At 60.8% G+C, this 11794-nt stretch carries 12 protein-coding genes; 10 read left to right on the top strand and 2 right to left on the bottom strand.

The features are described from left to right. The first annotated feature begins 181 nt into the window (after window positions 1-181). From AC1RVW_RS19405 to AC1RVW_RS19375, 7 genes are all read left to right on the top strand, one after another. Window positions 182-391 (top strand): DUF3311 domain-containing protein, encoded by a 210-nt coding sequence (locus AC1RVW_RS19405; protein ID WP_081271377.1) that lies wholly within the window; start codon window positions 182-184, stop codon window positions 389-391. Next, window positions 388-1863, top strand: coding sequence for a sodium:solute symporter family protein (locus AC1RVW_RS19400; protein ID WP_106935732.1), 1476 nt, complete (start codon window positions 388-390; stop codon window positions 1861-1863). Before AC1RVW_RS19405 ends, AC1RVW_RS19400 begins: the two co-directional genes overlap by 4 nt. Before the next feature lie 23 nt (window positions 1864-1886). Next, the gene (locus AC1RVW_RS19395; RefSeq protein ID WP_493201853.1) at window positions 1887-3089 is read left to right on the top strand and encodes an amidohydrolase family protein; all 1203 of its coding nucleotides are present in this window, start codon (window positions 1887-1889) and stop codon (window positions 3087-3089) included. Window positions 3090-3094: 5 nt separating this feature from the next. Next, window positions 3095-4375: a cyanate transporter gene (locus AC1RVW_RS19390; RefSeq protein ID WP_493201851.1), complete on the top strand. Its 1281-nt coding sequence runs from the start codon at window positions 3095-3097 to the stop codon at window positions 4373-4375. Between the two features lie 8 nt (window positions 4376-4383). Continuing rightward, window positions 4384-4878, top strand: coding sequence for a nucleoside deaminase (locus tag AC1RVW_RS19385; protein ID WP_285413607.1), 495 nt, complete (start codon window positions 4384-4386; stop codon window positions 4876-4878). Window positions 4879-4959: 81 nt separating this feature from the next. Beyond that, window positions 4960-5328: a hypothetical protein gene (locus AC1RVW_RS19380; protein ID WP_493201849.1), complete on the top strand. Its 369-nt coding sequence runs from the start codon at window positions 4960-4962 to the stop codon at window positions 5326-5328. A 97-nt stretch (window positions 5329-5425) separates the two neighbouring features. Further along, window positions 5426-5701, top strand: a complete 276-nt coding sequence (locus AC1RVW_RS19375) for a hypothetical protein (protein ID WP_081271372.1) — start codon at window positions 5426-5428, stop codon at window positions 5699-5701. Window positions 5702-5711: 10 nt separating this feature from the next. Here the strand turns inward: AC1RVW_RS19375 and dkgB are convergent, their stop codons facing one another. Together dkgB and AC1RVW_RS19365 are read right to left on the bottom strand one after the other, a co-directional pair. Further along, complete coding sequence (gene dkgB, locus AC1RVW_RS19370; RefSeq protein WP_493201847.1) at window positions 5712-6524, bottom strand: 2,5-didehydrogluconate reductase DkgB; 813 nt, start codon at window positions 6522-6524, stop codon at window positions 5712-5714. A gap of 25 nt (window positions 6525-6549) precedes the next feature. Beyond that, window positions 6550-7803 carry an MFS transporter gene (locus tag AC1RVW_RS19365; protein WP_493201845.1) on the bottom strand — a complete coding sequence of 418 codons (1254 nt, stop codon included), beginning with the start codon at window positions 7801-7803 and terminating at the stop codon, window positions 6550-6552. Window positions 7804-8040: 237 nt separating this feature from the next. On the opposite strand from AC1RVW_RS19365, the gene AC1RVW_RS19360 reads away from it, so the two are divergent. From AC1RVW_RS19360 to AC1RVW_RS19350, 3 genes are read left to right on the top strand one after another with little or no spacing between them, the layout of a single operon-like run. Continuing rightward, window positions 8041-8244, top strand: coding sequence for a hypothetical protein (locus tag AC1RVW_RS19360; RefSeq protein WP_493201843.1), 204 nt, complete (start codon window positions 8041-8043; stop codon window positions 8242-8244). A gap of 26 nt (window positions 8245-8270) precedes the next feature. Further along, window positions 8271-10493, top strand: a complete 2223-nt coding sequence (locus tag AC1RVW_RS19355; RefSeq protein ID WP_493201841.1) for a DNA cytosine methyltransferase — start codon at window positions 8271-8273, stop codon at window positions 10491-10493. Beyond that, window positions 10490-11635 (top strand): hypothetical protein, encoded by a 1146-nt coding sequence (locus tag AC1RVW_RS19350; RefSeq protein WP_493201839.1) that lies wholly within the window; start codon window positions 10490-10492, stop codon window positions 11633-11635. The genes AC1RVW_RS19355 and AC1RVW_RS19350 overlap by 4 nt, the downstream gene beginning before the upstream one ends. Window positions 11636-11794 lie beyond the last annotated feature (159 nt).

Here is an 11794-nt window from a genome sequence, read left to right as displayed (position 1 = left end):
GGTGGCGGCAGGCATGGGCAACCGGATTATTGCCTGCGGCCCGCGCCTACGGGAAAGCCCCCGGATTGACTCGGCCGGCCCGGCTCCCTACCATTCGCTCCGTTTGGTTAACCAAAATAAATAAGTATGGTTGACCAAAATTAATCAACATTACCAACCAAACCATGATTCGAGGCTCCCGATGAAATCCGTCAAATGGCTGGCAGCGCTGCCGGTGCTCGCCTTCTTCAGCGGCGGATGGCTGTCGTCCGTCGCGCCCACCTTCGTGCTCGGCATGCCGTTCCTGATGGTGTGGAACGTCAGCTGGCTGGTGCTGACCTCGCTGATCATGGTGGTCATCGACCGCGCCGAAGGCGACATCGACGCACCCGCTGCCGGAGGCACGCCATGAACGCCGCGCTGGCAGTCATTGCGCTGTTCGTGATCGGCGCGCTGGGCCTGGCGGTGCTGGCGCGGCGCGGGCGCACCATGAGCCTGGAGCAATGGGCGCTCGGCGGGCGCGGGCTGGGCGCCATCATGGTGTTCCTGCTGATGGCGGGCGAGTCGTTCTCCACCTTCACCTTCCTGGGCGCGAGCGGCTGGTCTTACAGCAAGGGCACGCCGGCCTTCTACATCCTGGCGTACGGCGGGCTGGCCTACCTCATGGCCTTCTGGATGCTGCCCGCCGTGTGGCGCTACGCCACCACGCACAAGCTGGTGTCGTTCTCCGACTTCTTCGCGCACAAGTACGACAGCCGGCCGCTCGGCGTGCTGGTGTCCGTCGTCGCGCTCATGGGCATGGTGGCGCTCTTGACCATCCAGCTGCGCGGCCTGGGCATCATCGTGTCGGAAGCCTCGTACGGCTCCATCGCGCCGCAGGTGGCGATCTGGATCGGCACGGTGGTGATGGTGAGCTACATCCTGTTCTCGGGCATCCACGGCTCGGCCAGCATCGCCATAGTGAAGGACGTGCTGATCCTCGCGCTGGCGGTGTTCCTCGGCATCTACCTGCCGTGGCACTACTACGGCGGCGTCACGCCCATGTTCACCGCCATCCACGCGGCCAACCCCACTTTCTTCGAGTTTCCCAAGGAGGGCCTGAACCTCACCTGGTACAACTCGACCATCCTGCTGACGGCGCTGGGCTACTACCTGTATCCGTTCAACCTGACCTCGGTGTATGCGGCCAAGAGCGCCAGCGCTGTGCGGCGCAACACCATCCTGATGCCGCTGTACCAGGTGGTCATCGCCTTCCTGTTCCTGGTCGGCTTCGCGGCCATCCTGCAGGTGCCGGGGCTCAAGGGCTCGGAGGTCGACCTGGCGCTGTTCGGCCTGGTGAAACACACCTTCGACCCGTGGTTCGTCGGCGTCATCGGCGGCACGGGCGTGCTCACCGCGTTGGTGCCGGGCTCGATGATCCTGCTCACGGCTTCCACCGTGATCGGCAAGAACGTCTACAAGGAAGGCTTCGCGCCGCATGCCACCGACAAGCAGGTGTCGCGCGTGGCGCGCGGCGTGCTGCCGGTGTTTGCGCTGGTGGCGGTGTACTTCGTGCTGCGCGGCGGCACCACCATCGTGGCGGTGGCCATCTTCGCGTCGAGCCTGCTCACGCAGTTGCTGCCCTCGCTGCTGTTCAGCCTCATGAAGAAGCCCTTCGGCAACAAGCATGCGGCCTTCGCGGGCATCCTGGCGGGCGGCGCGGTGCTGGGCTTCATGATGACCACGGGCTCGAACCTGGGTACGCTGTTCCCTGCGGCACCGGTCGTGTTCAAGTCGCTCAACACCGGCCTCGTGGCGCTGGCGACCAACGCGCTGGTGTTCGTGCTGGTGGCGCTGTGCACGCCGCGCATCCTGCCGCGCGGCGCCGCGCCGCAGCCCGCCTGATGACTTTCAAGGAACCCGTCGCCATGTCTTCTCTGCTGATTCGCAATGTGCGCCCCATGGGCGCTTCCCCGGTCGACGTGCTGGTGCAGGAAGGGCGCATTGCCGGTGCCGGGCCCGCGCTGGCCGCGCCCGCCGGCATTGCCGTCGAAGAGGGCGGCGGCGCCTTGCTGCTGCCCGGCCTCGTCGAAGGCCACACCCACCTCGACAAGACCATGTGGGGCATGGACTGGTACCGCAACGAGGTCGGCACCAACCTCACCGACAAGATCGAGAACGAGCGCGCCTTCCGCCACGCGAGCGGGCACGACGCCGCCGCGCAGTCGCTGGTGCTGGCCAAGGCCTTTCTCGCGCTCGGCACCACGCGGCTGCGCACGCACGTCGACGTCGACACGCAGGCCGGCCTGCGCCACCTGGAAGGCACCCTGCGCACGCGCGAGGCGCTGCGCGACGTGCAGCAGATCCAGGTCGTCGCCTTCCCGCAGTCGGGCCTGCTGGGCCGGGCGGGCACGGCCGAACTGCTCGACCAGTCATTGGCGATGGGCGCCGACGTGCTCGGCGGCCTCGACCCCTGCGCCATCGACGGCGACCCGGTGAAGTCGCTCGACGTGCTGTTCGGCATTGCCCACAGGCACCAGCGCCCCGTCGACATCCACCTGCACGAGCCCGGCGCCATGGGTGCCTTCTCGCTCGACCTGATCCTGCAGCGCACCGAGGCGCTGGGCATGCAGGGCAAGGTGGCCATCAGCCACGGCTTCTGCCTTGGCGATGTGAGCGAACGCGAGCGCGACGCGCTGCTCGCGCGCATGGCCAGGCTGGGCGTGGTGCTGGTCACCAGCGCGCCGCCTTCGCGCACGGTGCCGCCGCTCATGGCCTGCCGGCAGGCCGGCGTGACGGTGGTCGGCGGCAACGACGGCATCCGCGACACCTGGTCGCCCTACGGCAACCCCGACATGCTGGAGCGCGCCATGATCATCGGCCTGCGCTACAACCTGCGCCGCGACGACGAGATCGAAGTGGCGCTCGACACCGTCACGCACGCCGGCGCGCGCGGCTGCGGCTTCGAGGCCTATGGGCTGGTGCCCGGCAACCGCGCCGACCTGGTGCTGGTCGATGCGCAGACCGTTGCGCACGCCGTGGTCTCGCGGCCCGTGCGCAAGCTGGTGGTGGCGGGCGGGCGCATCGTGGCGCGCAACGGCGTGCTGCAGGCCGACGTGGCTGCCTTGTGAGGTCAGTGCGAAGTCGTGACGCAGGCGTCGCCTTTGCGGTAGTGATCGTGCTGGTGGCGCTCAACCTGCGCGCCTTTCTCACGTCGAGCAGCCCGCTGCTCGAGCCCATCCGCCTTGCCACCGGCATCGGCTTTCATGCGGTGGCGCTGCTCACCGTGCTGCCGATGTTCGCGATGGGGGCCACGTCGCTGTGCGGCGCGGCGGTCGGCCAGCGCATCGGCGCGCGCGGCGGTGTCGCGCTCGGGCTCGGGGCCATCGCGCTGGCTTGCGCGAGCCGTTATGTGGCGGGCGGCGCGGCTGCGCTGCTGTGGAGTGCGGCGCTCGCGGGTGCGGGTGTCGGGCTGGTGCAGGCGCTGATGCCCGGCGTGGTGAAGCAGGCCTACCCGGCGCGCATCGGCGTGATGACCGGGCTGTACTCCGCCGCCATCATGGGCGGCGGCGGGCTCGGCGCCATCGCCAGCCCTTGGGTGGCGCATGCAGTCGGCGGCGCGCAGCCCGACTGGCACGCTGGCCTTGCGATATGGGCCCTGCTCGCGACCTTCGCGCTGCTGTATTGGCTGAACATGCGTCGCATGGAATTCACCGTTGCCGATGCGCCGCGCCAGAACCTCTCGTGGCTGCGCTGCTTCGCAAGCCGCCGCGCATGGCTTCTGGCTGCGTGCTTCGGCCTCATCAACGGCGGCTACACCAGCCTCGTCGCATGGTTGCCGCACTTCTACGCACAACAGGGCTGGACCGCGCAGCAGGGCGGCTCTGTGCTGGCGCTGATGACGGCCGCGCAGGTGATTGCCGCGCTCGCCATGCCCGCCATCGCGCGCAGCCGGGGGCGCGATCTGCGGCCCTGGCTGGCGCTCACGCTCGCCGCGCAGCTGGCGGGCTTTGGCGCGCTGACCTTCGATGCGCCCGTGCCGGCCGTCGCCATCGCGGTGGTGCTGGGCTTCGGCCTGGGCGGTGCTTTCTCGCTGTGCATGGTGCTGGCGCTCGACCACCTGCCCGACCCCGCGCAGGCCGGCGCGCTCGCTGCCTTCATGCAGGGCGTGGGCTTCATGATCGCGGCGCTCGCGCCCTTCGTCACCGGCTGGGTGCGCGAGCACACCGGCGGCTTCACGATGGCGTGGGCCTACCTGGCCGCCGTGGTCGTGGTGCTGCTGCCGCTGATGCTGCGCTTCGATCCGCGCCGCTATGCCGCTGCCACGGCCGGGCTGTTCGGCCCGCAGCCGCAGCCGCGCCGCGGCGCTGCCCGTCCAACCCCCGCACTCGACAGCGCCACGACCGGAAAGACCTGAGCACCACCATGTACCAACAAGAATTCATGCAACGGGCACTGGCCCTGTCGGCACAGGCATTGACGCAGCCCGGCACCGAGCCCTTCGGCGCCGTCGTCGTGAAAGACGGCGCGATCGTCGGCGAAGGCTTCAATCATTCCGTCGCGCATTCGGACCCGACCTCGCACGGCGAGGTGGAAGCCATTCGCGACGCCTGCCGCAGGCTGGGCACCGTCGACCTGTCGGGCTGTGAGCTCTACACATCGTGCGAGCCCTGCGCCATGTGCGCGGCGGCCATGCACATCGCGGGCATCGCGAGGCTGTATTACGCGGCGTCGCTGGCGCAGTCCGGCCAGGCCTTCGAGGGCGTGACGGTCGAGGCGCGGCACCCCATCGACGTGGAGGCGCTGCGCGCCGAGGCCGGTGCGCCGCTCGACGAACGCCGCCTGCCCGCCGAGCAGAAGCTCGATGGCGAGGCCGTTCGCATCCTTGCGGAGTGGGCTGCGACGCGGCGGGCAAGGTAGAGCAAACGTATTCGGCATGCCCCGGTCCATGCGAACCTCCGGTCTCTGTAGCGGGCCGATGCATCGCACTACACTGCGGCCATGCAAGCAAAGAAGGAAGCTCCGCGCAGCCTCCAGCCCGTGGTTGAACTCCGCAAGGAGGGCGCTTTCTATGCCTATTCGGTTCGCGCTCCCCGCTACAAGGGCGTGATACCGCCCAGCTCATACAGCAACGGCGGCTTCCCGACGCTTGCCGATTCCCTGCTCGACGTGGCGCGTGCGCTGGGCGGCAACTTCCATCGCATCTACGTGCGGCTCGACGGTTACTGCGTCGGCGAGCGCGACATTGCCGAGCTGCAGGAGGCGCCCGAGAAAGTCGCCGCTGCGCTGAGGACCGATTGCCTGGCCGCCAGCGCCGCCGAGCAGGCCAGCGCCCTCGTGCTGGAGTCGGAGCGCCTCCCCGGCCACTAGCGCGGCGCGCCGCAACGGCCTGGTGCAGGAACCGTCCTACCCACGATTTGCGTCTTGTTCGGCATCCAGCGCCGCGATTGCGCAGAAAAACCGCGTCATGGCAACCTACGAGTCCGTCCTGCAGGAGACCGGCCGCTTCGAGGTCGTGGATGCGCGCGAGCGTTCGCACACGGTCATCGAGAGCACGGAGTGCCTGGTGCGCGTAAGCATCTCCAAGCGCTACCCCACCATCAAGGGCGCGGTGAGCTACAAGCTGCTCGACGGCACGCCCCTGCGCCGCTCGAAGCGGGGCTTCTTCGACACCATGGACGGCATGAACCGCTTCTTTGTCGTGAACGCGGTGGAGACGCCGGAAGAGTCGGTGTGCCGATGAGCTTTTGCGATCAGTCCCAGGCCGGCGACAGGCCGGCCGGGTCGGTCAGGCGCTCGCCACGGTCGAGCGCGGCGATCTGCGCCATATCCGCGTCCGTCAGCCTGAGCTGCTGCGCGCGCAGGTTGCCTTCGAGGTTCGCGCGCTTGGTGGACGACGGAATCACCGCGTAGCCCAACTGCATCGCCCATGCCAGCGTGACCTGCGCGGTGGTCGCGCCGTGCGCCTTGGCAATCGCCTCGATGACCGGATCGTTCAGCACCTTGCCGTAGGCCAGCGTCATGTAAGACGTGATGTGGATGCCCTGGCTCTTCTCGAACTCCGCCACCTTGCGGTTCTGCAGGTACGGGTGCAGCTCGATCTGGTTGGTGGCGATGTTCTGCGCGCCCACCGCCGCGATGGCTTCCTTCATGAGCGCGATGTTGAAGTTGGACACGCCGATGTGCCTGGTGAGCCCCTGCGCCTTGGCATCTGCCAGCGCGCCCATGAACTCCGCCACCGGTACCGCATTGCCGGGCGAGGGCCAGTGGATCAGCGTCAGGTCGACATGGTCCGTGCGCAGCTTGGCGAGGCTGTCTTTCAGGCTGGGCACCAGCTTGTCTTTGGCGTAGTTGTCGGTCCAGATCTTGGTGGTGATGAACAGGTCTTTGCGCGCCACGCCGCTTTCGGCAATGGCCTGGCCCACCTCGGCTTCATTGCCGTAGATCTGCGCCGTGTCGATCACGCGGTAGCCCACGTCGAGGCCGTTCTTGACCGAGTCGATGACCACCTGGCCCTTCAGGCGGAAGGTGCCGAGGCCGAAGGCGGGAATGGGGTTCGTGTTCATGGTGTTTCCTTAGTGTTGGATGGATTCAGTTCGAGGAATGCCGCGGAACCGGCTTTGCCGGGCCGCAGGCGTTGCCCCCTGCAAGGGGGTTGGCGAAGCGACACGAAGTGCGCGAAGCCTGGGGGTTTGCGTCAAGCCTTCCGCTCCATTGCGTAAGGGCCAGCGACACCAGCACCACCAGTGCGCCAATCCACGGCGTGTGCATCAGCCCCAGGTGCGTCACGATCAGCCCACCGGCCCAGGCCGCGCCGGCAATGCCCAGGTTGAAGGCCGCGATGTTCAGGCCCGAGGCCACGTCCACCGCCTGCGGCGTGAAGCGTTCTGCCTGCTTCACCACATACACCTGCAGCCCCGGCACATTGCCGAACGCCACCGCGCCCCACATCAGCACCGCCAGCAGTGCCAGCCACTTGTGCGGCGCCGCGAAATTGAAGACCAGCAGCACCGCGGCCAGTAGCGCGAAGATGACCTTCAGCGCCGGAATGGGGCCCATGCGGTCGGCCAGCTTGCCGCCCCAGATGTTGCCCACCGCCACCGACACACCGTACACCAGCATCACCCAGCCCACGGCGCCCGCGCTGAAGCCCGACACGTCAGTGAGGATGGGCGCCAGGAACGTGAACGGAATGAACGAGCCGCCATAGCCGATGGCCGTTTTCGCATACACCAGCAACAGGCGCGGCTCGGCCAGCACCTTGGCCTGCTGCGCCAGCGAGGCCGGCGGCGTGTGGCGGATGTTGGAGGGCACAAAGACCCAGCTGCCGATGAACGCGACAACGCCCAGCGCGGACACGGCCAGAAAAGTCTCGCGCCAGCCGAAATGCTGCCCGATGAACGTGCCCAGCGGCACGCCAGTGACCAGCGCCACCGTGAGGCCCGTGAACATGATCGCGATGGCGCTCGCCGCCTTTTCCTTCGGCACCAGGCCGGTGGCGATCGTCGAGCCGATGGAGAAGAACACCCCGTGCGCCAGCCCCGTGAGCACGCGGGCGGCAATCAGCGATTCATAGCTCGGCGCCTTCCAAGCCAGCAGATTGCCGACCGTGAACAGCGCCATCAGCCCGAGCAGCAGCGCCTTGCGCGGCAGCTTGCCCGTGAGCGCGGTGAGCACCGGCGCGCCGATGGCGACGCCCAACGCGTAGAGGCTGACCAGCAGGCCGGCGGAGGGGAGGCCGATGTGGAGATCGGCTGCGACTGTGGGGATGAGGCCAACGATGACGAACTCGGTCGTTCCGATGGCGAAGGCGCTGAGGGTCAGCGCCAGTAGGGCGATTGGCATGAGGGCACTCCTTCTTGGATGGGGAGGAGTGTCTTGCGATTACCTTTGCGGATAAACGAGGGTTCGGGCAGAAGATAGTTGCGCTGAACGCAAAAATCCGTCTGAGACAGAGATTTGAAGTATCGAAAAAACTCGTTTCACCCCCGCATGCGCGATACTGGATATTTAACCAGTTATGATTGACGCCGAAGGCGTGTGTGTCGAGACTACACACGTTGTACATCCAAGGGGCTATCGATGGCTGAAGATATCGGCTTGAGAATTCGCGTTGACGACTTGCTTCGTCGCGAATTTATTCATGTATGTAAGGTGCGCGACACAACCGCTGCGCAGGTGCTTCGAGCGTTCATGCGTGACTATGTTGAGCAGCATGGTTCTGCAGCAAATCAGCCGTCACTATTTGAAGAACCTTCAAGAATACGTGACACGGTCTTAAGCTAGTATGTGATCGAATTTAATTAGCAGAAATGAAAAAGTTAAATAGCATATCGCTTTTTGCTGGTGGTGGCGGAATGACGCTCGGAATTGGAAATGCCGGATTTAAAAGTGTATTTGCGACGGATGTAAAACCATCAGCGGCAGAGACTTTTAAAAATAATCTGCCGGACTTGCCCTTTCATGAGGGCGATATTCGTCGACTAACCCGAGCTCGACTTGAAGAGTTTGTGGGAAATAAAAAAATAGACTTAGTCGTTGGCGGGCCGCCATGCCAAGGATTTTCAACTATTGGAGATCAAAACCCAGCCGATGCGAGAAATGGATTATTTTGGTGCTTCGTGAGAATTGTAGATTGGCTGAATCCAACGTGTTTCTTGATGGAAAATGTCAACTACCTTAGAACTCAGTACGGCGGTCGCTATGAGCGGGAAATTGTTGCTGCATTTGAAAGGTTGGGCTATCGGGTGCACGTCGCAACATTGAATGCAGCCGATTATGGTGTTCCTCAGGTTAGAAAACGTGTTTTCTTCTTTGGAACTCGATTGAATGGAAATTTTGATTGGCCGATTCAAACTCATGGAATTGCGGGGCAGCCACACGCCGCAGTATGGCCGTCGATCAAAGATCTTGTCCAAGAGAGCCCTAAATTCGCAAATCACTCATTTCTTCGGCATGGTGAGATTGTTGTTTCTAGGTATAAATTGATTCCAGAAGGAGGGCGGATGCCTCCTCCATCCGAGCTCCCAGAGGAAATTCGGAGGAAAAACTTCGGGAACACATATAAGCGGCTGCATAGAAAAAAACCCGCGCTCACGATGGTGCCTGGAAACAATGCATTTCCGATTCATCCCACTCAACATCGCAGCCTTTCTCCGAGAGAAGCTGCGCGCCTCCAGACTTTCCCCGATGATTATATTTTCTTTGGATCTCGGGCGGAGCAATGTCAGCTTGTTGGGAATGCGGTCCCCGTACTCCTTGCTCAAAAGCTTGGTGAACAGATAAGGACGCATATGGAAAATGGGCAATTAATAAAACAGCGCAAGGAGATTCCCATGGGTGAAAAAATTGCGCTTGAGCCTTTTCTAAAGGAAGAAAAATCACCAGTAATTTTTTCTTCGAGGCGTGAAGTTAAGAAGAGTGGACCGACCGCGGTTAGTTTCTTTTCTGGTGCTGGCGGCCTGATGCTCGGATTTTTAAATTCGGGATTTAATGTGCTTGCCTCCTATGATAAGAAAAATAGCGTTGAGAGGAATCATCTATTAAATTTCCCGGATGTTCCGCATCACCTTTCGGACGCTGCACTTTTGACGGTGGAAGGCGTCAAATCTCAAATTAAAAGGAGTACCGTTGACGTTGTCTTTGGTGGCCCTCCTTGTCAAGGCTTCTCCATTTTTGGAAGGCGACGGTTCGTAAATACGCAAAACCATAAGCCTGAAGATGATGAGCGGAATGCGCTCTCTCTGGCATACATAAATCTAGCAATCGGACTGGGTCCAAAAGTTATTTTTATGGAAAATGTTAAAGGCTTTGTCTCGACTCAATTGAATGAGAGCACATATCTTGCTGAGGTAGAAAAAAGGCTCGTGAGCGCTGGTTACGAAGTTAACTATAAGGTTGTAAATTGCGCTGATTATGGCGTCCCTCAGCAGCGGGAGCGTTTTATCCTGATCGCTTGGAAGACTGGGATGCAATTTCAATGGCCAGAGGCTAAGTATTTTTCAGAGCCCAAATCATGGCAGCGATCTTACGTCACAGTGGGCGATGTAATTTCCGATCTGATGGACCCCTCATCGTGTGGCGAAGAGTTTAGCCACGTGCCTATGAATCACAAAGAACTTGTAGTGGAGCGCTATAAGCTGATTCCAGAAGGTGGTCGATTGCCAGAAGATGGTCTTCCTGAGCATCTTAGAAAAGGTTATAGATCTGATAATGTGAAGAACTATAGTCATGTCTACAAACGGCTTTCAATGAATGCGCCAGCAACAACCATGGTTCCTGGTCACAATGCATTTCCTGTTCACCCTGTTCTTCATCGAACTCTGACAGTGCGTGAAGCTGCTCGAATTCAGACTTTCCCAGATTGGATGCGTTTTATTGGAACTCGCCAACAACAATGCACGCTTGTTGGAAATGCTGTTCCTCCTGTGCTGGCAGAGACATTTGCGAATAACATTATGAAAACGATCCGAGGAAATTTCCTGTCTGAGAGTTATAAGCGAGATGTCTATGATCTCGCGGCGGCTCCGACATGAGCACCACCCATGACGTCCTAGCGTATGCAGTAGCCATGGAGGCAGTCACTAGACTGCGAGCTTCTACTCCCCCTTGGGATAGTTTATTTTCTCCGAATGTATACGTAACGTCGTCTCGGGTTTGGCCAATGCCAGATTTTGTTCTGGTTGATAGTCTAAATTCTGTATCAATTGCAGCGGAGTTCAAGCCGCCCAATCAAACGAAAAGAGAGTATTTGACTGGCCTTGGTCAGGCATTTGCATACTCGCGCGACTTTCATTACTCGCTTTTGGTGCTGCCCGTAATTTCCGACGACGGCTACAAAATCGCCGACCATATCGTCGACGTACTCCGACAGCCTGCGATTCAAAATCCCATCGGCGTTCTTAGTTACGACCCATTTTCATTTTCTCCTGCTATACCGGGATTTAATGAGGCACTTTTTTTCCAACCAAGAGAAACCCCTCCGTCTCGCCTCGCGACCTTAGATCAAAGCTTTTACGCCAAATGGCGTGAAATGAGCCCTGAGGAAATTTTCTTACTACTGTCTTATTGCTACGACGAAACACGGGCGCCTTCAAGTTCTGTTGGAACAGTTCGGAGTCGGGCATTTGAGAAATTATGGGCTCGTATACAAGCGGGTTCCGTTTTAAACTGGGCCAGAAGACCTAGGACTGCAAGTAGCAGCACAAAGGAGGGCGTTAGTAAAAACTACAGAAATTTTCTTTTCCACATTGGCTGGACTGAAGCTGATGGATCTGTAACCAAATCTGGCCTTGCTGCTCATCACACTGGCACACTTTATGGAGCTTGGTCTCGGCCATTTTTGGATACTTTGGCCAAGGCAACACTAATTGCAGGTAAGCATTTAATTTTGTTTAATGCAATTAATGAGTACCAAGACTCTATTGTGGGAGATTTCCCTGTTGAAACTCTTTGGTTGCAGGGAATGGAGGATTTTTTGGAATCCAAAGGGTTACTTAAAAGGAACCCGATGCGGGCGGCCGCTGCGATTAGCGGTGAGGAGAGAGGATTCTTGAAGGCGGAAAAACAGCTTTGGAAGCAGCTGGAACTTGTTGTGCCGCGAGGTCGATATGTTTTTCACCCCAATCGCGGTTTTATCTTTAATTGGTCTCGAATAGCAGAGCTCTTGCAAAACTAGATAGAGTAGATCAAATTTGCGTCGCCAATGGCGTGCATTTGGGTCGATATCCTTTCGAGTCGCCCTCGATAGCCCCATAGAAGGGCTTTCTGTCGGTATACTGCCCCGTCGCGCCAAAAAGCGCGTCCGGGTTTGGAAGCCCGTCGAAGTTCTGCGACG

The sequence above is a fragment of the Variovorax sp. MPBD4-3 genome, assembly GCF_058809745.1.
The sequence above is the reverse complement of the archived record's forward strand: the minus strand, read 5'-3'. Positions and strand labels throughout refer to the sequence as shown.

Excerpts from the sequence above, each read along its gene's own strand:
- AC1RVW_RS19365 (WP_493201845.1), bottom strand. The coding sequence starts at position 7,803 with ATGCCAATCGCCCTACTGGCGCTGACCCTCAGCGCCTTCGCCATCGGA.
- AC1RVW_RS19355 (WP_493201841.1), top strand. The coding sequence starts at position 8,271 with ATGAAAAAGTTAAATAGCATATCGCTTTTTGCTGGTGGTGGCGGAATG.
- AC1RVW_RS19395 (WP_493201853.1), top strand. The coding sequence starts at position 1,887 with ATGTCTTCTCTGCTGATTCGCAATGTGCGCCCCATGGGCGCTTCCCCG.
- AC1RVW_RS19385 (WP_285413607.1), top strand. The coding sequence starts at position 4,384 with ATGTACCAACAAGAATTCATGCAACGGGCACTGGCCCTGTCGGCACAG.
- dkgB (WP_493201847.1), bottom strand. The coding sequence starts at position 6,524 with ATGAACACGAACCCCATTCCCGCCTTCGGCCTCGGCACCTTCCGCCTG.
- AC1RVW_RS19400 (WP_106935732.1), top strand. The coding sequence starts at position 388 with ATGAACGCCGCGCTGGCAGTCATTGCGCTGTTCGTGATCGGCGCGCTG.
- AC1RVW_RS19350 (WP_493201839.1), top strand. The coding sequence starts at position 10,490 with ATGAGCACCACCCATGACGTCCTAGCGTATGCAGTAGCCATGGAGGCA.
- AC1RVW_RS19360 (WP_493201843.1), top strand. The coding sequence starts at position 8,041 with ATGGCTGAAGATATCGGCTTGAGAATTCGCGTTGACGACTTGCTTCGT.
- AC1RVW_RS19405 (WP_081271377.1), top strand. The coding sequence starts at position 182 with ATGAAATCCGTCAAATGGCTGGCAGCGCTGCCGGTGCTCGCCTTCTTC.
- AC1RVW_RS19380 (WP_493201849.1), top strand. The coding sequence starts at position 4,960 with ATGCAAGCAAAGAAGGAAGCTCCGCGCAGCCTCCAGCCCGTGGTTGAA.
- AC1RVW_RS19375 (WP_081271372.1), top strand. The coding sequence starts at position 5,426 with ATGGCAACCTACGAGTCCGTCCTGCAGGAGACCGGCCGCTTCGAGGTC.